The organism is Sphingobium sp. DN12 (assembly GCF_051058005.1).
Lineage (GTDB): Bacteria > Pseudomonadota > Alphaproteobacteria > Sphingomonadales > Sphingomonadaceae > Sphingobium > Sphingobium yanoikuyae.
On the sequence record NZ_CP173717.1, the window covers coordinates 3989778 to 4008178 of the forward strand.

General features: G+C 64.0%; 17 protein-coding genes and 1 tRNA gene. 10 read left to right on the forward strand and 8 right to left on the reverse strand.

Annotation, left to right across the window (positions count from 1 at the left end; genetic code table 11):
- Nucleotides 1–34 precede the first annotated feature (34 nt).
- The 4 genes from ACI6S0_RS18930 (at nucleotide 35) to ACI6S0_RS18945 (ending at nucleotide 5238) form a co-directional block, all read left to right on the forward strand.
- Nucleotides 35–2296: an NADP-dependent malic enzyme gene (locus ACI6S0_RS18930; protein ID WP_037509024.1), complete on the forward strand. Its 2262-nt coding sequence runs from the start codon at nucleotides 35–37 to the stop codon at nucleotides 2294–2296.
- Nucleotides 2297–2397: 101 nt separating this feature from the next.
- Entirely contained in the window at nucleotides 2398–2895 is a 498-nt protein-coding gene (locus ACI6S0_RS18935) for a flavin reductase family protein (protein ID WP_004209228.1), read from the forward strand.
- A gap of 157 nt (nucleotides 2896–3052) precedes the next feature.
- Nucleotides 3053–4033: a polysaccharide deacetylase family protein gene (locus ACI6S0_RS18940; RefSeq protein ID WP_434403943.1), complete on the forward strand. Its 981-nt coding sequence runs from the start codon at nucleotides 3053–3055 to the stop codon at nucleotides 4031–4033.
- Nucleotides 4030–5238: a carboxylate--amine ligase gene (locus ACI6S0_RS18945; protein WP_434403944.1), complete on the forward strand. Its 1209-nt coding sequence runs from the start codon at nucleotides 4030–4032 to the stop codon at nucleotides 5236–5238. The genes ACI6S0_RS18940 and ACI6S0_RS18945 overlap by 4 nt, the downstream gene beginning before the upstream one ends.
- On the opposite strand, the gene ACI6S0_RS18950 is transcribed toward ACI6S0_RS18945, so the two are convergent.
- Nucleotides 5207–5758 carry a phosphotyrosine protein phosphatase gene (locus ACI6S0_RS18950; protein ID WP_434403945.1) on the reverse strand — a complete coding sequence of 184 codons (552 nt, stop codon included), beginning with the start codon at nucleotides 5756–5758 and terminating at the stop codon, nucleotides 5207–5209. The genes ACI6S0_RS18945 and ACI6S0_RS18950 overlap by 32 nt on opposite strands.
- 91 nt (nucleotides 5759–5849) lie before the next feature.
- Here ACI6S0_RS18950 and ACI6S0_RS18955 point away from each other — a divergent pair, with 91 nt between their 5' ends.
- Complete coding sequence (locus ACI6S0_RS18955; protein ID WP_434403946.1) at nucleotides 5850–6884, forward strand: LacI family DNA-binding transcriptional regulator; 1035 nt, start codon at nucleotides 5850–5852, stop codon at nucleotides 6882–6884.
- Nucleotides 6885–6888: 4 nt separating this feature from the next.
- On the opposite strand, the gene uxaC is transcribed toward ACI6S0_RS18955, so the two are convergent.
- Nucleotides 6889–8298: a glucuronate isomerase gene (gene uxaC / locus ACI6S0_RS18960; protein WP_434403947.1), complete on the reverse strand. Its 1410-nt coding sequence runs from the start codon at nucleotides 8296–8298 to the stop codon at nucleotides 6889–6891.
- 46 nt (nucleotides 8299–8344) lie between these two features.
- On the opposite strand from uxaC, the gene ACI6S0_RS18965 reads away from it, so the two are divergent.
- On the forward strand, nucleotides 8345–9874 hold the full coding sequence (locus tag ACI6S0_RS18965; RefSeq protein WP_434405965.1) for a UxaA family hydrolase: 1530 nt from the start codon (nucleotides 8345–8347) through the stop codon (nucleotides 9872–9874).
- A gap of 110 nt (nucleotides 9875–9984) precedes the next feature.
- Here the strand turns inward: ACI6S0_RS18965 and ACI6S0_RS18970 are convergent, their stop codons facing one another.
- Nucleotides 9985–10260, reverse strand: a complete 276-nt coding sequence (locus ACI6S0_RS18970; RefSeq protein WP_004209236.1) for an HU family DNA-binding protein — start codon at nucleotides 10258–10260, stop codon at nucleotides 9985–9987.
- Between the two features lie 199 nt (nucleotides 10261–10459).
- Nucleotides 10460–10551, reverse strand: a tRNA-Ser gene (locus ACI6S0_RS18975).
- Nucleotides 10552–10782: 231 nt separating this feature from the next.
- Here ACI6S0_RS18975 and ACI6S0_RS18980 point away from each other — a divergent pair.
- A complete protein-coding gene (locus tag ACI6S0_RS18980) occupies nucleotides 10783–11586 on the forward strand; it encodes an EipA family protein (RefSeq protein WP_434403948.1) in 804 nt (267 codons plus the stop codon).
- Between the two features lie 3 nt (nucleotides 11587–11589).
- Here the strand turns inward: ACI6S0_RS18980 and dinB are convergent, their stop codons facing one another.
- Genes dinB through ACI6S0_RS18995 form a run of 3 tightly spaced genes read right to left on the reverse strand, consistent with a single transcriptional unit; the run spans nucleotide 11590 to nucleotide 13805 of the window.
- On the reverse strand, nucleotides 11590–12687 hold the full coding sequence (gene dinB / locus ACI6S0_RS18985) for a DNA polymerase IV (RefSeq protein WP_434403949.1): 1098 nt from the start codon (nucleotides 12685–12687) through the stop codon (nucleotides 11590–11592).
- Nucleotides 12688–12735: 48 nt separating this feature from the next.
- A complete protein-coding gene (locus tag ACI6S0_RS18990) occupies nucleotides 12736–13281 on the reverse strand; it encodes a YceD family protein (protein WP_004209271.1) in 546 nt (181 codons plus the stop codon).
- Complete coding sequence (locus tag ACI6S0_RS18995; RefSeq protein WP_434403951.1) at nucleotides 13278–13805, reverse strand: ubiquinol-cytochrome C chaperone family protein; 528 nt, start codon at nucleotides 13803–13805, stop codon at nucleotides 13278–13280. Before ACI6S0_RS18995 ends, ACI6S0_RS18990 begins: the two co-directional genes overlap by 4 nt.
- 162 nt (nucleotides 13806–13967) lie before the next feature.
- Here ACI6S0_RS18995 and ACI6S0_RS19000 point away from each other — a divergent pair, with 162 nt between their 5' ends.
- Nucleotides 13968–14480, forward strand: a complete 513-nt coding sequence (locus ACI6S0_RS19000; protein ID WP_004209273.1) for an outer membrane protein assembly factor BamE — start codon at nucleotides 13968–13970, stop codon at nucleotides 14478–14480.
- Nucleotides 14481–15010: 530 nt separating this feature from the next.
- On the opposite strand, the gene ACI6S0_RS19005 is transcribed toward ACI6S0_RS19000, so the two are convergent.
- On the reverse strand, nucleotides 15011–15685 hold the full coding sequence (locus ACI6S0_RS19005; RefSeq protein ID WP_434403952.1) for an NUDIX hydrolase: 675 nt from the start codon (nucleotides 15683–15685) through the stop codon (nucleotides 15011–15013).
- A gap of 105 nt (nucleotides 15686–15790) precedes the next feature.
- Here ACI6S0_RS19005 and ACI6S0_RS19010 point away from each other — a divergent pair, with 105 nt between their 5' ends.
- Both ACI6S0_RS19010 and ACI6S0_RS19015 read left to right on the forward strand, forming a co-directional pair.
- Complete coding sequence (locus ACI6S0_RS19010; protein WP_434403953.1) at nucleotides 15791–16855, forward strand: bifunctional nicotinamide-nucleotide adenylyltransferase/Nudix hydroxylase; 1065 nt, start codon at nucleotides 15791–15793, stop codon at nucleotides 16853–16855.
- 53 nt (nucleotides 16856–16908) lie between these two features.
- Nucleotides 16909–18291 carry a nicotinate phosphoribosyltransferase gene (locus ACI6S0_RS19015; protein ID WP_434403954.1) on the forward strand — a complete coding sequence of 461 codons (1383 nt, stop codon included), beginning with the start codon at nucleotides 16909–16911 and terminating at the stop codon, nucleotides 18289–18291.
- Nucleotides 18292–18401 lie beyond the last annotated feature (110 nt).

Below are 18401 nucleotides of genomic sequence, written 5' to 3' on the forward strand. Positions count from 1 at the left end.
GGCGGCGCTATTGTTCCATTATGTGGGTATCGCGATGACCGAAAAGTCAAATGTGGAATTTTCCGAGCGCGAGGCGCTGTTCTTCCACGCGACCGGCCGCCCCGGCAAGATCGAGATCATCGCCTCCAAGCCGATGGCGACGCAGCGCGATCTCTCGCTCGCCTATTCGCCTGGCGTCGCGGTGCCGGTGCGCGCGATCGCTGAAGATCCGGCGACCGCCTATGATTATACCGCCAAGGGCAATCTGGTCGCGGTGATCTCCAACGGCACGGCGATCCTGGGTCTTGGCAATCTCGGCGCGCTGGCGTCCAAGCCGGTGATGGAGGGCAAGGCCGTCCTCTTCAAGCGCTTCGCCGACGTCGATTCCATCGACATCGAGCTGAAGACCGAGGATGTCGATCGCTTCATCGACGCGGTCGAACTGATGGAGCCGAGCTTCGGCGGCATCAACTTGGAAGACATCAAGGCGCCCGAATGCTTCGTCATCGAAACGACGCTCAAGGAACGGATGAACATTCCGGTCTTCCATGACGACCAGCATGGCACCGCGATCATCGCGGCGGCGGGCGTCATCAACGCGGCGCTGCTCACCGGGCGCGACATGAAGGACATGAAGGTGGTGGTGAACGGCGCGGGTGCCGCCTCCATTTCCTGCACCGAGCTGATCAAGGCGCTGGGCGTCCCGAACGAAAACGTCATCATGTGCGACAGCAAGGGCGTCATCTATCAGGGCCGCACCGAGGGCATGAACCAGTGGAAGTCGGCCCATGCGGTCAAGACCGACGCGCGGACCCTCACCGAAGCGGTCAAGGGCGCCGATGTGTTCCTCGGCCTCTCGGTCGCCGGCGCCATGTCGCAGGATATGGTGAAGTCGATGGCGGCCAATCCGATCATCTTCGCCATGGCCAATCCCGACCCGGAAATCCTGCCGCCTGACGCCCATGCCGTGCGTCCCGACGCGATCGTCGCCACCGGCCGGTCGGACTTCCCCAACCAGGTCAATAATGTCCTGGGCTTCCCCTTCATCTTCCGCGGCGCGCTCGACGTGCGGGCGACCGGCATCAACGAGGCGATGAAGCTGGCCGCCGCCAAGGCGATTGCAGACCTGGCGCGCGAACAGGTGCCCGAGGAAGTGGCAAAGGCCTATGGCCGTTCGCACAGCTTCGGCCCCGACTATATCATCCCCGCGCCGTTCGATCCGCGCCTGATGGAGGTGGTGCCGGCCGCCGTCGCCCAGGCGGCGATGGATACTGGCGTCGCACAGAAGCCGATCGCCGACATGGCCGCCTATCGCGACTCGCTTAAGGCGCGGCTCAATCCGACCACCTCTGTTCTCACCAGCGCCTATGAACTCGCCAAGGCCAATCCCAAGCGGGTTGTCTTTGCCGAGGCGGAAGAGGAAGTGGTGCTGCGCGCCGCGATCCAGTTCCGCGAACTGGGCTATGGCATCCCCGTGCTGGTCGGCCGCGATCATGTGCGCGACAAGCTCAAGGAACTGGGCGTCCAGGATCCCGACAGCTTCGAACTGCACAACAGCGTCAATTCGCCGCTGGTGCCCGAGATGGTCGATCTTCTCTACGCCCGGTTGCAGCGGCGCGGCTATCTGCGTCGCGACTGCGAGCGGATGGTCAATCGCGACCGCAACATCTTCGGATCGCTGCTGGTGAAGATGGGCGTGGCCGATGCGATGATTTCCGGCGTCACCCGGCCCTATGGCCAGACCCTGCGCGAGGTGAAGCGGGTGATGGATCCGGCTGCGGGCCGTACCCCCTTCGGCATCCATGTCATGGTGACCAAGGACAAGACCGTCTTCCTGGCCGACACCACCGTCCATGAACGGCCTTCCGCGTCCGAACTGGCCGACATTGCCGAGGGCACGGTCGCGGTCGCGCGGCGCATGGGCCATGACCCGCGCGTGGCCTTCCTCTCCTATTCCAATTTCGGCAATCCCCCCGGCGCCTTCCTCGACAATGTGCGCGATGCGGTGAAGCTGCTCGACCAGCGCGACGTCGATTTCGAATATGAAGGCGAAATGACGCCGGATGCGGCGCTCAATCCGACCGTGATGAAGAATTATCCGTTCAGCCGCCTGTCCGGCCCGGCCAATGTGCTGGTCATGCCGGGGCTGCAGTCGGCCAACATCTCGGCCAAGCTGCTGCGCGAACTGGGCGGCACGTCGATGATCGGTCCGGTGCTGGTCGGCATGGAAAAGTCGGTGCAGATCGCGACCATGTCGTCCAATGCGTCCGAGTTGCTGACGCTGGCCGTGCTGGCCGCGGGCGGCATCGCCCTCTGATGATCGTGGCGGGGCACCAGCCCCGCCCCTATCCGCTACGACCGGTTGGTTTCTGACCGGTTTCGCTTGCCTTGCGCCATCGTCTGCTGGAAGACCATGGCATGAACAGCGCAACCATGATTGACAGTGCCACCTTCCGCCGCGTCCTGGGCCATTATCCAACCGGCGTGTGCGTCGTTACCGCGTCCGCCGAGGATGGCGCCCCGGTCGGCATGGTGGTCGGCTCCTTCACCTCGGTGTCGCTCGATCCGCCGCTGGTCGCCTTCTTCCCGGCCAAAAGCTCGGGCAGCTGGCCGCGGATTCAGCAGATCGGCCGCTTCTGCGTCAATGTCCTCGCCAGTGATCAGCAGCCGCTCTGCCGCCAGCTGGCGGCACCAGGCCCCGACAAGTTCGCCGGCGTGTCGCACCGCGTATCCGACAATGGATCGCCCATCATCGACAATGTCGTCGCCTGGATCGATTGCAGCCTGCATGCCGTGCATGAGGCCGGCGATCATTATATCGTGCTGGGTGAAGTGGTCGCACTGGAAGTGGAACGGCCCGACCGGCCATTGCTGTTCTTCCAAGGCAATTATGGCGAATTTTCGCTGCTCGCATGAGGAACGGGCGGCGCGACACCGTCTGATCGGGCAAGAGGGCAAGAAAAAAGGGGTAAAGCTCGTTAAAAGGCCGTAATGATCCATACATGGGTCAGAAACATCACGGCTCCTTAACGTCTGCCGTCTATCATCGTCCCCATTCCGGATCGGACTGATCATGACTGCGCTGCTCATCACCATCGACACCGAATTGTCCGCAGCGCTGCATCAGCGCGGCTTCGGTCTTGAGCAGAATTTGCGCCAGTCGATCTGGGGCGAGACGGCGGCCGGTGCTTTTGGCATCGGCTGGCAGATGGACCTGATGGACCGTCATGGCCTCAAGGGCGTCTTCTTCCTCGATCCCCTGCCCGCATTGATCCACGGTCCCGCCTTTCTCCAGCCCATCGTCGCGGCCATCGTCGGGCGCGGGCATGAAGTGCAACTCCATCTGCACAGCGAATGGCTGGCCTGGGTCAAAGATTCGCCGATCGAAGGTCGACAGGGCCGCAATATCGGCGATTTCAGCCTGGCCGACCAGATCATCCTGCTCGGCCTTGGTCGCGACTTGCTGGAACAGGCGGGCGCCCCGCGGATCAGCGCGTTCCGGGCCGGCAATTTCGGCGCCAATGACGATACGCTGCGGGCGCTGGCGGCGATCGGCATCGGCTGGGACAGCAGCGTCAATCCGGCCTATCTCGGCCAGGGATGCGGCATCAGCATGGACGCCGGCCAGATCGGTGCGGTTCGCGCCCAGGGGCTGGTCGAACTGCCCGTGTCGGGGATCGCTGACCGCCCCGGCCATTTCCGCCCAGCGCAGATCTGCGCCATGTCGGCCGCCGAAATGCGCGCCGGCATGCACCACGCCGCGCAGGAAGGTCATGATGCCTTCGTCATCGTCACCCATAGTTTCGAAATGCTCTCGCGCGACCGGATGCGCCCGAACCGCACGGTGATGCGCCGGTTCGAGCAATTGTGCCGGACTGCAGCAGCGACGCCGGGCATGCGTTCTGCCGGCTTCCATGATCTGTCGCCTGCGCTCGCCGATGCCCCGGCGCGCGCGCTGACTCGCGTGCCGCCCAGCCGGCTGCGCACCGGCCTGCGTGTCGCGCAACAGGCCTGGGCGACATGGCGCTACGAACATCGGCTGGTGCCTGCGTGAGCCGCCTGCCCTGCGCGATCGTCATCGGCCTGGAAAATGCGATCAGCCTGACCATCGTCCGGGAACTTGGCCGCCATGGCGTGCGGGTCCATGGTGTCGGGCCGGCAAGCGGGATCGCGGCGGCATCGCGCTACTGCACGGACAGCACTGATCGGCCGTCAGGCCCGGCGGCCGATTGGCTGCCCGACCTGATCACCCGGACCGGCGCCCGCGCTGTCTTCGCCATTTCGGAGACCGATCTGCTCGATTTGGCGCTGCTGCCGCCAATGATCGGCGATTGCCATATATTGGTCCCGCGCGCCGAAGCGCTCAACCAGGTGATCGACAAGCGCCGCACCCTGGCGGCCGCGGCGGCGCAGGGGCTGTTGATACCGCGAACCTGGCAGCCGATGGCGGGCGACGATTTCCAGGCCCATGCCGCATCCATGCCCTATCCGCTGGTCGCCAAATGGGCCAATCCGCCAGCGGTTATGCCGCTGCTTGAGCGGGCCGGGCTGGAATGGATCAAGGCGGAATATGTGCGGACGCCGGATGCGTTGCAGGCGCTGCTCGCCCGCTATCGTCCGGTCGGTATCTGGCCGATGATCCAGCAATATTGCAGCGGCGTGGGCCTGGGACAGATGCTGTTCATGGCCGATGGCGATGCGACGCTGCATTTCCAGCATCGCCGCCTGCACGAATGGCCGCCCGAAGGGGGCGTATCGACCCTGTGCCGTGCCGAACCGCGCGACCGCCATGGGCAACAGATGGCATTGTCCGAACAATTGCTGCGGGCGCTCGGCTGGCAGGGGCCGGCCATGGTCGAATATCGCTATGATGCAGGCAGCGGTCATTATTGGCTGATGGAGGTGAACGGCCGTTTCTGGGGCAGTTTGCCGCTGGCCGGCCATTGCCATGCCCATTTTGCCTGGGAAGCCTATCGCCGGGCGGTGCTGGGTGAAACGGATGCGGCACCCCTGCCCCGTGATACCCTGCGCGCGCGCTACATGGTGCCGGAAACCAAGCGCCTGCTGCGATTGCTGATGGGCGGGAAGATCGCCGATCCCTTCTTCCGGGCCAGCCCATGGCGCGACCTTGCCACCTATCTGCTGGGCTTCCTCGACTTGCGCATGCGCTATTATGTCTTCAGCTTCAGCGATCCCCGGCCGCTGCTGCGCGATCTGGGGCAGATCGTCAGGAAGGCGTTGCGCCGGGATAAGTCCTGATCAGCGCCGTCACCGCCTGCTCGATCCGCTGCAGGCAATGCGCCATGTAGCGATCGTCCAGGCCATAGGGATCGTGGAGATGCGGCATCATCGGTTGTGTCCAGGTGCCGAGCAACTGGCGCGGCAGGTGCGACAGGCGCGGATCGGCAGCCAGTCGATGCAGTTGCCGCACTTCCATCGCCAGCAGCAGGTCGCCCGGCTGCGGCTGATAGTCCGTCCTGTCGAGCGCCTTGTGGGCAGACAGGTCATGGCCCAGGGCCTGCGCCGCCGCGATTGCCGGATCATGGGCCGGTCGTCCGGTGGTGGTCGACAGGCCGAAGGAGGCCGTGCGGGCGCCGGCCTTGTGGGCCACCACATCGGCAAAGGCGCTGCGACAGATATTGCCCTGGCACACGAAGACCAGCCGACGCACCTCGGCCGGGTCGGGACGCCGCGTGGCCGATCGCCCCAGCGCGAGCTGCGGATAGGACAAAGCCAGGCGCACCAGGCCGCGAAATGTGCCGAAACGTGCGCTGATCATGCGACGGTGCCGATGGGGAGCAGGGAATCCATTGGAAGGGCCTTAGCCCAAACAGGTTGCGATTTCCCTCCCCCTGTGGCTAGCCGCAAAGATGCGATCAACAAAGGACAGCCCGCAGGGAAGCGATTCCACCATTGCCGATGTCGCCGCTGCGGTGGGCGTCTCGATCCGCACGGTATCACGGGTTATCAACCAGTCGCCCAAGGTCAATGCGGAAACCCGCGAGCGCGTCCAGCAGGCGATTGCGGCGCTCAATTTCCGTCCCTCCATGCGCGCCCGCGCCTTTGCCATGGGTCGATCCTTCCTGATCGGCATGGTCCATAATGATCGCAATGCGCTGGTGCTCGACGCCGTGCAGCGCGGCATCGTCGGCGAAGCGGGCCGGCGCGGCTATGAACTGGTGGTCCATCCCACGCCGATGGATGCCGCCGCCTCGGTCGAGGATGTGCTGCAATTCGTCCGTCGCTCGCGCACCGACGGTCTGGTGGTGCTGCCGCCGGTATCGGGCATTGCCGGACTGCCCGAAGCGCTGGCGCGCGAGCATATTCCCGCCGTTGCCCTGTCCGCCCTGCCGATCACCGGCTATGCCGATGTGATCCTGTCGCCCGAGCGCGAGGCGGCCGCACAGGTGGCGCGCTATCTCCTCGATCTTGGCCATCGCCGCATCGCGATGGTCGGCGGTCCGGCCAACGCCATTTCCGCGCAGGAGCGCCGGGCGGGCTTTGTCGAGGCGCTGGCCGCCGCCGGTGTGACTTTGCTGGACGAGGCGGAGGGGGATTATGGCTTCCAGTCGGGTCTTGCCGCCGCCGAGCGTTTCCTGTCGCTGCCGACCACGCCCACGGCGATCTTCGCCGCCAATGACGTCATGGCTGCCGGCGTCCTCAAATGCGCCGGAATCAAGGGCATTGCCGTTCCGCAGTCGCTGTCCGTCGTCGGCTTCGACGGCAGCCTGCTGTCGCATGTCGTGTCGCCGGCGCTCACCACCATCTGGCGCCCCTTTGGCGACATGGCGCGGATCGCGACCCAGCAGCTGATCGACCGGATCGAGGGGCAGGCCGTGACCGCCGAACTGCCCCCGCCGCTGCGCCTGGTGGAGGCGGAATCGAGCGGTCCCGCCCCCGCCTGACCGATCAGAGCCGATAGGCGCGGCGCACCAACCCGACGGTCAGTTCCTGCGCCAGCTCGGCCGCTTCCCAGTCGGCCAGCCGATGTTCGGCGACCAGCCGCGCCAGGAAGGCGCAGTCGATGCGGCGGGCGACATCATGCCGCGCCGGGATCGACAGGAAGGCGCGGGTGTCATCGTTGAACCCGACCGTATTGTAGAAGCCGGCGGTCTCCGTCGTCATCTCGCGGAAGCGGCGCATCCCTTCCGGACTGTCATGGAACCACCAGGCCGGGCCCAGCCGCAGGCAGGGATAATGGCCCGCCAGCGGCGCCAGTTCGCGGGCATAGGTGGTCTCGTCCAGGGTGAAGAGAATGATGGTCAGATTGGCGTCGTTGCCGACCACGTCCAGCATCGGCTTCAGGGCACCGACATAGTCGGTGCGCATCGGGATGTCGGCGCCCTTGTCGCGACCATGGCTGTGGAACAGCGCGGCATTATGGTTGCGGCAGGAACCGGGATGGATCTGCATCACCATGCCGTCCGCCTGGCTCATCTTGGCCATTTCGGTCAGCATCTGGGCGCGGAACAGTTCGGCATCGTCGGCATTGGCCGTGCCGCCGACGATCTTCGCGAACAGCGTCTCGCACTCCACGGTCGACAGGTTGGCGGTGCGGGGCGTCGCAAAGCCATGGTCGGTCGCGGTCGCACCCATGGCGCGGAAATCGGCGCGCCGCTTGGCATGGGCGGCCAGATAGCCCTGCCAGCTTTCCACATCCTCGCCGGTCATGTCGCCGAAGCGGATCAGCGCGTCGCGAAATTCCTCATGCTCGGGATCGATCACCGAATCCGGGCGATAGGTGGTGACCACCCGCCCCTGCCAGCCGGATTCCCGGATCGCCTGATGATGGCGCAGATCGTCGTCCGCGCCTTCGGTCGTCGCCAGCAATTCGATATTGAACCGCTCGAACAGCGCGCGCGGGCGGAAGGCGTCGGTGGCGAGCGCCGCGTTGATCGCATCATAGACCTGGTCGGCGCTCTGCGTGTCCAGTGCCATGTCCAGCCCGAACACTTCGGCAAAGACATGGTCCAGCCACATGCTCGACGGGGTGCCCCGGAACAGGTGATAATGGCTGGCGAACAGGCGCCATGCTGCGCGCGGATCGGTATCGGGCAGGCCGCCGCGATGCGGCACGCCCAGATCGTCCAGCGCGATGCCCTGCGAATAGAGCATGCGGAACAGATAATGGTCGGGCGCCAGCAGCAGTTCGGTCGCGTTGGACCAGGGGGCATTGGTGGCGAACCAGGCCGGGTCGGTATGGCCATGCGGGCTGATGATCGGCAGGTTGGCGACTTCGGCATAGAGCGCGCGGGCGATCGAACGGGTCGTGGGATCGGCGGGAAACAGGCGGTCGGGCGACAGGGTAAGCGGATGCATGGCGATCTCCTTGTCCGCCGGTTACCGCCTTGTGCCAACGCTGGCAATGGCCTATTCCAAACCCATGTCGATCCTTGCCGAAACCGCCCCGCTGCTGGCCCTTCAGGTCGCACCCGAAGATGATGTCGCCGTCGCGCTGCACCCGCTGGGGGCAGGGCAGACCGTGCGCGTCGGCATGGTCGATGTGCAGTTGCGCGATCCGGTCCCGGCCGGGCACAAGTTTGCGCTCCACGATATTGCGGCCGACGCGCCGGTCCGCCGCTATCGCGCGCCGATCGGCCTGGCGACGCGGGCGATCCTGGCGGGCGAGCATGTCCACAGCCATAATCTCCACACCGCGCTTTCGGGCGAACTGGCCTATCGCTTCACCGGTGCGCAGCCGCAGCCGCTATCCCCGACGGACCGACCCGTCCCGCATTTCCGCGGCTATGTCCGCGCCGACGGCAGTGTCGGCACGCGCAACGAGATCTGGATTCTCCCGACCGTGGGCTGTGTCGGCCGATTGGGTGAGCGGCTGGCGATGAAGGGGGCGGCGCTGGCGGAGGGGCGTATCGATGGCGTCCATGCCTTCAATCACCCCTTTGGTTGTTCGCAACTCGGCGCCGATCTCGACGGCACGGCCGCGATTCTCGCCTCTCTGGCGCTCAATCCCAATGCCGGCGGGGTGTTGCTGCTCGGGCTGGGCTGCGAATCCAACCAGCTCGATGCGCTGCTGTCGCGCATTCCGCCCGATCGGCGCGCCCGGCTGCGCACCGTCCGCGCGCAGAGCGAAAGCGACGAGTTCGAGGCCGGCATGACGGCGCTCGCTGAACTGATCGATCTGGCCAGCGCGGATCAGCGGCAGGATGTGCCGCTTTCGGCGCTGCGTTTGGGGGTCAAATGCGGTGGCTCCGATGCGATGAGCGGCCTCACCGCCAATCCGCTGATCGGTCGCATGGCCGATGCCGTGGCCCAGGCGCGAGGCAGCGCGATCCTGACCGAAATCCCGGAGATTTTTGGTGCCGAGACACTGTTGATGCAGCGCGCCGAGAATGAAGCGGTGTTCGATCGGCTGACGCAGGTGGTCAATCGCTTCAAGCGCTATTTCCTCGACCATGGCGAGCCGGTGTCGGAAAATCCCAGCCCCGGCAATATTGCCGGCGGCATCACCACGCTGGAGGAAAAATCGCTGGGCGCGGTGCAGAAGGGCGGGATCGCCATCGTCACCGACGTCATCGACTATGGCGACCGGATCAGCCGCACCGGCCTCACCATATTGGAAGGCCCCGGCAATGATGCCGTGTCGACCACGGCGCTGGCGGCGGCTGGCGCAACCTTGACCTTGTTCTCGACCGGTCGGGGCACGCCGCTCGGCAGTCCGGTGCCGACGGTCAAGATCGCGTCGAACAGCGCGCTGGCCGATCGCAAGCCGGGCTGGATCGATTTCGACGCCGGACGCGTCCTGCAGGAAGGGATGGATGCTGCGGCCGATGCGCTGCTGGCGCATATCGTCGCGATTGCCAGCGGGACGCCGGCCCGGAACGAGGTGAATGACGAACGCGCCATCGGCATCTGGAAGCGCGGCGTAACCCTTTAGTTTTTCGCCCAAGGATCAATGGCGTTGGGGCGATCCGTCCGTGCGGGACCGGAGGACGCCGGCAGAATAAGCCCGGCGCCGCGCCATCAGGCGGGCACCGGGCCAGTTCCTCAGCCGTTCAGCTTGTCCTTGACCGCCTTGGCGGGGGTGAAGCCGAGCTTCTTGGAGGCAGCGATCTGGATGGTCGCGCCGGTCGAAGGATTGCGGCCTTCACGGGCGGCCGACTCCTTGACCTTGAACTTGCCGAAGCCGTTGAGCGAGATTTCTTCGCCCTTGGCAGCAGCATCGGCGATCGCGGCAAACACGCCATCGACCAGCTTGCGGGCATCGGCCTTGGTGATGTTGTGGGCCGAAGCCAGGGTGTCGGCGAGGTCGCTGTTGTTCATGGAATAGGCTTTCCTTTGTTGTTGGCGCGCATTGCATAGCTGGCACGAAAGCCAAGGTCCATCGCCCCCAAGCGTCCGATTGCGCTTAAAAGTGCGGTTAATGCGGCGTTTCAGACGCTTTGTGCATGCGCGCATGCCAACCGACCGGTCAAAGGCCGATATTGCGGCCTGAGCGGCCGGATCATCGTCAATGGAAAGGTGGCGGAGACGGAGGGATTCGAACCCTCGGTAGCCCCTTAAGGCTACGACGGTTTAGCAAACCGCTGGTTTCAGCCACTCACCCACGTCTCCGCACGAATTTGCCTACCGGAAACCGGGAGGCAGTGGCTAGGCGACGGGCTATAGCGACGGCTTTGATCCATGGCAACGGTCCAAATGTGCGATTTTTCATGCGGATTTGCACAATCGGATTCAATCTGGCTTAGAATCGACTCCGGTGGGCGTTCGTTCATTGTCGTTTCAGCTTGGCGACGGATAATCTGACGGATGTTTTCAAGAGCGGGCTTCGGGGAGTATCGGGTAATGATCGGCAGCATGGGGCGCACGGGCGCCCGCTTCGCACGGGTGGGTGCCCTGATGGCGGCACTCGGCGGGCTCCTGCTGGCGCCGGTCGCCAGCGCGCAGATTCGCACGGTCGATCCCAACACGGCGATCGATTCCGATCTTGCGCCGCCGCCGGTCCAGAACAACACGCCGACCGATCCGGGCGTCGACTCCAGCCTGCCGCCGCCAGCCAGCTCGACTGATTCCGGCACTTATAATGCCGCCCCCGCTGTCGGCGGTGCCACCGCCACCGGCGCGCCCGTGACGTCCAATTCGCCGCCGGCCGCGATGGCGCCGGGCGAATCCTATCAGGAAGATGATCTGATCGGCGCGGCCGAAGGCGTGTTCGGCAAGGGCGCTGAGGGCCTGGCCGGCATCATCGAGAAGATCCTCAAGGATCAGGGCCAGCCCAATGCCTATATTTCCGGGCGCGAGGCGTCGGGCGCCTTCGTGGTCGGCCTGCGCTATGGTTCGGGCACGCTCAATCACAAGATCGAGGGCAAGCGCGAAGTCTATTGGACCGGCCCGTCGATCGGCTTCGACGTCGGCGGCAATGCCGCCAACACCTTCGTCCTGGTCTATAATCTCTATGACAGCCAGGATCTCTACCACCGTTTCCCGGCCGCCGAAGGCACCGCCTATCTGGTCGGTGGCTTCACTGCCAGCTATCTGCGCTGGGGCAGCGTGGTGCTGATCCCGATCCGCCTGGGCGTCGGTTATCGCCTCGGCGTCAATGCGGGCTATATGAAGTTCAGCGAAAAGCGGACCTGGCTGCCCTTCTGACGGTCATAGCAGGGAGAGCTGGGCGCCCGCGCCGCCGCTCTCCCCCGCTTCCCCCTCGCCTTCCAGATTATGGACGCCCAGGCCCAGCAGCCGGGCGCCCATGCGCAGCGGCAATTGCGCCTTCAGCAGCGCGCGACCAGCATCCACCAACTGTTCGACCGACCGGACCGGCGCGGCAAAGCTGCGCGACCGGGTGATGATGCGGAAATCGGCGAACTTCACTTTCAGCACCACGGTCCGGCCATAGGCCTGCGCCTTCTCGATTCGGGCCCACAGGCTTTGCGCGATCCGCTCGATCTCGTGCAACAGCGCCTCCTCGGCGACAAGATCCTCGAAGAAGGTGTCCTCGACGCTGACCGACTTGCGTTCCTGCCGCTCATGCACCGGCCGGTCGTCCTCACCGCGCGCGGCGCGATAATAGAAGAGCGCGCTGCTGCCGAAATGGGTCTGGAGGAAGGGCAGGTCGCGATCGCGCAGGTCGGCGCCGGTCTCGATCCCCAATTTGTGCATCCGTTCGGCGGTGACCGGGCCGATGCCGTGAATCCGCCGCACCGGCATGCGCGCCATGAAGTCGGCGCCTTCCGCCGGCCGCACCACGCACAGCCCGTCGGGCTTGTTCTGGTCCGACGCCAGCTTGGCGATCAGCTTGTTGTAGGACACGCCGGCCGATGCGGTGAGGCCTGTTTCCTCCTGGATCAGCCGCCGGATTTCCTGCGCCACCTGCGTCGCCGACGCGATCCCCGGCTTGTTCTGCGTCACGTCCAGATAGGCCTCGTCGAGCGAGAGCGGCTGGATCATGTCGGTGAAGCGCGCAAAGATTGCGCGGATCTGGGCAGATACGCTGCGATAGACTTCGAAGCGCGGCTTCACGAACAGCAGGTCGGGGCACAGCCGCCGTGCCCTGGCGCCCGGCATCGCCGATCGCACGCCGAACTTGCGCGCTTCATAGCTGCAGGTGGCGACCACGCCGCGCGGACCGCCTCCGCCCACGGCGATCGCCTTGCCGCGCAGGCCGGGATCGTCACGCTGTTCGACCGACGCATAAAAGGCGTCCATGTCGATATGGATGATCTTGCGCAGCGCGGGCGGCGGGGCGTCCATGGCGGGCCTTATGCCACCATGGGAACGAAAGGGAAACAGTCGGGCGTGTCAGCCCTTCTTCTTGCCCTTTTCATCCTTGGCCATGGCCAGCAGCGCGGCAAAGGGGCTGGCCTGATCCTCGGTCAGCACCCCGGCCTCGCGCAGATAGCTATCGGCCTCCGGCGCGCGCGGATAGGGCTCCATTGCCAGCGCCACCGTCTCGGCCACCGCTTCGCCCATGTCGATGACATTGCCGTCATAGCCGATCGTGTCGCAATCCTCCGCGTCCAGCTCCAGCTCCTCGCCCTCGGGCAGGTCGCCACTCTCGGGCACGAAGCGCAGCAGGAAATCGGTGTCGATCGTCTCGGGCACCGGCAGGCCGGTGGCGACGCAGGGCTGGGCCAGGGCGGCGCGGACCCGGCCGCGTGCCAGGATCGTGCTGCCCTCCGCGCTCAGCCGATAATCCGCCTCCAGCCGGTCGAGCGCCAGCAGCGCAAAACGGCGCATCAGCGCGGCGCGCTCGCCCTCATCGGCGCTGATGGTCACCAGGCTGTCACCCAGCTTGCCCAGCTGGTCGGCGCGCACGGGGCGCGAAAATTCGATCATGTCGCTCATCCAAGGTCTCCAGCCAGCAAGGCGTCGCGGGTCAGGCATGCCAGGCGTGTCCAGCGCGCGCGCAACGCGCCCTCGACATGGCAGAGCGCTTCTGCCGACGGGGCATCACCGCGATACAGGTTTCGGCGCAGCGCATCCTCCAGATCGCCCTCCCCCGTCAAGGCCGCACGATAGGCCGCCAGTCGCCCGCCCAGCGCGCTCATCATCCGGCCGATATGCTTGCCGACGACAACATCGCCAATACCTTCCTGGCGCAGCTGGCCGTCCATGTCGTCGACGAACAGCTCGGTCAGCCACACGCTCTCCTGCGCCGCGCCCAGCGCCTCCAGCCGCATCAGCGCCTGCGCCAATATCGCGACGATCATGTCGAACCGGCCGTCCAGCGTATCGGGCACACCGCCCTGCAGATACCAGTGCGGCTGCCGTCCCTCGGCCACCACCGCATGATAAAGCGGCATCAGGCCCGCCTTCGGATCATCGCGGCCCAGCAGGCGCTGGAGGAAGGAAGGACGGGATTGGGACATGGGTTGCCGTCTTTTCGTGATGGAATGTGGGCCAGCGGGCTTCGCGGGCGCGTGCGCCCCTTGCCGGGGCCTGCGCATTTCCATATTGATCGCTGGGCCGCCCGATGCAATGGCGGCTTTCTGTTTCTTGGGTTCGCGGGCCCGTCCCCGCAGGAGAAGACCATGCGCAAGTTTAGCCGCCAGTCCCGCCGCGGGCGTTTCCTGCTGGCTCTGGGCCTCGGCGCGATCGTGATCAGCGCATCGGGCTGCACCCGCATCCGCACGCATCAGGGCTATCAGGTCGACAAGCTGCTGGTGGACTCCGTCCAGCCCGGCATCGACAACCGTGCCTCGGTTGAAGGCACGCTGGGCCGTCCCAGCTTCGTCGCGCAGTTCGGCGAACAGGACTGGTATTATGTGTCGCGCGACATGCGCTCGCTCGCCTTCTCCAACCCCAAGCCGGTGTCGCAGACCGTCCTGCATGTCCGGTTCGATCCGGCCGGCAACGTCGTCGCGGTCGATCGCATGGGCCTGGAGCAGGTCGCGCACATCTCGCCGACCGGCGACAAGACCCCGACGCTGGGCCGCCATCGCAGCCTGTTCGACGAGATTTTCGGCAATATCGGTGCCGTGGGTGCCATGGGTGCCGGCTCGGCCGGTGGTGCCGGTCCGGGCGGCGGCCCGAACGGCAGCTGAGGCTGTCCACACTGTGAAGACATAAGCGCCGTCCTGTCCATCATGGACCGGGCGGCGTTTTTGTTCGGACGGCATGATCTGGCTATCGGATCGACAACGGTTCGACCTGCTACAGGCACAAAAAAACCGCCGTTTCCGGCGGTTTTTGCTTCCTTCCTCACCGAAGGAAAATGGTGCCCGAAGAGGACTCGAATTCAGAAATTATGTAATTGTTCTAAAAACTTAACGATAGAAATCGATCTGCATCGATACCTTCAAATGTACCCGCAATCGGAAATGGCGAAGTGGTTCGATGCCCAAAATCGCCTTTTCGACAAAATTTATCTATCTATCCGCGTCTACCATAATCCGCCCCAATCCGCACCCGATGACCGTCGATTTTTCTGCCTAAGAAGCTGATAGGCTGATTCGGGAGGTGAAACTCTGGCTGTTTCCGAAATACAGGCAGGAGCCGAGCTGCCGGTCGGCCACAACTATGAGACGCTCAGTCGCTGATTTGAGCTTCTCATGTGTGGAGCGGCAGCTTTCCCTTAAGATCGATGGCGATCTGTCTGACGAAACAGTTCCGCGGGTCGAAAGGCACCGGCAGATTCCTTTTCGCCAGTCCCTTCTATCCAACCGCTATCGAGCATGCGCCGCCGAAAGGCGGGCTTGTTTAGGCGTGTGCCCAGAATGCCCTCATGCACTGCCTGAAGGTCTCGCAGCGTAAACTGGTCAGGCAACAAGGCTAGAGCGACCGGAGTGTAAGCGAGCTTTCCCTGCAAGCGGGTCCGCGCAAGATCGATAATTGCATCATGGTCGAAGGCCAGTGGCGTTTCATATACGTCGACTGGTACCAGCCTCAGGTCGTTGCGACCCGTCACCGCAGCCTTCAGGCGATCCGCTGGGAGCAGAGCGAAATAGGAGATGGAAACGATCCGCATACGCGGATCACGCGCCGGATCGCCAAAACTGTATAGTTGCTCCAGCCAGGCTCCCGACAGGCCTACCTTCTGGGCGAGAACCCGATGGGTGGCCCCATCTAAGTCTTCGTCCGGTCCAACGAAACTGCCTGGAAGCGCCAGGCGCCCGGCAAAGGGTTCCTGGTCGCGGCGTTGCAGTAGCACCCCCAATTGTCCATCCAAGACAGTCATCAAAACCAGATCCACCGTCACGGCAACCGGCGGATAGGCGGTCGGATCATAGGGTTCAGAAGTCTCGGACATGGAAAAATTGTTATGTGTTGACTAGATATATGTCAAATGCATATAAGATGACCAAGGCGGATCGAGGAGTTTGGTTCGCACCAGTGTTTCGAGGGAGCCTCGAATATGAACAAGATTGATTTCGGCGTCTTCATCGGACGCTTCCAGCCGCTGCATATCGGCCATGAACATGTCATCGCCCATGCGCTGGAGAAGGTGGAGCGACTGATCGTTCTGGTCGGATCGGCCAATGTCGCTCGCGATCCACGCAACCCCTTCAGCTTCGCCGAACGTGAGGCAATGCTGCGATCAGCCTTCCGCTATGAGATAGCCGAAGGCCGGCTGATCGTCGCGCCGCTCGACGATCATCTCTATTCCGACACGGCCTGGGTGGCCGATGTGCAGCGTAAGGTGCGCGCCATCGTGCTCGACCATGGCAATCATCATGGCTTTCAGAACCGGGGCATCGCCGATTTCCGTGTGGCGCTGACCGGTTATGGCAAGGATGCGTCATCCTACTATCTGAAGCTGTTCCCGGAATGGGAAAATCTCCAGATCGACAGCCAATATGGCACATTTTCCTCAACCGATGTGCGCCGCCGCTATTTCCAGCGCATTCCCGAAATTGCCGGCACAATCCTTTCGCTAGGGGTGGCCGATTTCTTGCGAAGCTTCGCCATGGGCGAAATCTTCCGCAGCCTGTTGGAGGAGGCTGAATATCTGGATGCATATCCGACTCAATGGGGCGTCGGGCCATTCATCACCGCCGATGCGGTCGTTGTGCAGTCAGGCCATATCCTGTTGGTGGAACGTGGGCAGGCGCCGGGGAAAGGACTGCTGGCGCTGCCGGGCGGATTCGTGAACCCGACTGAGCGTATCCGCGATGCCGCTATTCGGGAATTGCGCGAGGAAACCGCAATCAGCGACGGCAAGGGCCAGATTCCTCCGGCCATGCTCGCCAGCTTCATCGAGGATGCGCGTACCCGCGTTTTCGACGCACCCACCCGATCTCTGCGTGGCCGGATTGTCACCCACGCCTACCTGTTCCGCTTGCCCGAACGGCGCAAGCTGTTCGCGGTAAAGGGCGGCGACGATGCCGCGCATGCCCGTTGGTACCGCTTTGGCGACCTGACCCCGGACATGCTGTTTGAAGACCATTGGTCGATCATCGAGGAGATGGCCGACCTGTGACCGGCCATGCGGGGGAGTCCCGCTTGCGCCCTGACATGTGAGGAGTTCACATCATGCCCAACTTGATCCTGGCCACCGACAGCTACAAGCAGAGCCACTATCTGCAATATCCACCCGAGGCGCGCATCATCAGCGCCTATGCCGAAGCACGTCCCAACCAATGCGCCGAGGAAATCCTGTTCTTCGGATTACAGCCTTATCTGATCGATTATCTGGGTGCGCCTATTACGGAAGCCGACATCAACGAGGCTGAGGAAATCTGTGCCGCCCATGGTGTGCCCTTCAACCGCGCTGGCTGGGACGCGATCCTGACGCGGCATGGCGGCTATCTGCCGCTGGAGATCCGTGCCTTGCCAGAGGGCATGATCGTGCCTGTCGGCGTGCCGGTGATGCAGGTCGAGAATACCGACCCCGCCATGCCCTGGCTCACCACCTTCATAGAAACAGCGCTGTTACGTGCGCTCTGGTATCCGACCACTGTCGCAACCATCAGCCGTCAGGTGAAGCTGGTCATCCGCGATGCCCTTCGGAAGACCTCGGATGACTGGCAAGGCCAACTGCCTTTCAAACTCCACGATTTCGGCGCACGTGGCGTATCTTCCGGTGAAAGTGCTGGCCTGGGCGGTATGGCGCATCTGGTGAACTTCGCAGGCACGGATACGATGGAAGGGCTGCTCGCCGCCCGTCGATATTATGGTGCTGCGATGCCCGGCTTTTCCATTCCCGCAGCGGAGCACAGCACGATGACAAGCTGGGGACCGGCTCGCGAGGAAACTGCCTATGCCAATATGCTCGACCAGTTCGAGGGTGACGGCAGGCTGGTGGCCGTCGTGTCCGACAGCTACGATCTCGACAATGCCGTCGCCAACATCTGGGGTGGTAGCCTGAAGAGCAAGGTCCTCAACCGGCGCGGCACGCTGGTCGTGCGACCCGACAGTGGCGATCCCGTGGAAATGCCGGTCCGCACGGTGAAAAGGCTGTGGGATGCCTTCGGCGGCATTGTAAACGGCAAGGGGTTCAAGCTGCTCGATCCACATGTGCGGGTCATTCAGGGCGACGGCATGACGCTGGACACCATCCGCCGCCTAACCGTTCGACTCATCGAGGAGGGATTCGCCATCGACAATATCGCCTTCGGCATGGGCGGCGGTCTGCTGCAACACGCCAATCGCGATACGCTGGGCTTCGCCATGAAGGCCAACGCCATGAAGGATGATCAGGGAATATGGCACGACATCGCCAAGCGCCCTGTGACCGACATGGCCAAGGCGAGCAAGGCCGGCCGCCAGGCCGTGGTCATGAGTGCGGGCAGGCTGGCAGCAGTACGACGCGATGCGATTGACCCGGCAGACGATCTTCTTGCGCCAGTTTGGTGTGATGGCGATTTGGTGATGCGCCACGACTTCGAAAGGGTCCGCGAACGAGCGGCAGCCTGACTGACATCATTGGAGGCAGGTCCTTTGGACTGCCTCCAACACGATCGACCCACCATTGCCATTCAGCCGCCTATATTCCGGCCTCAGGTGCGGTCGGTCCGCTTTCCCAT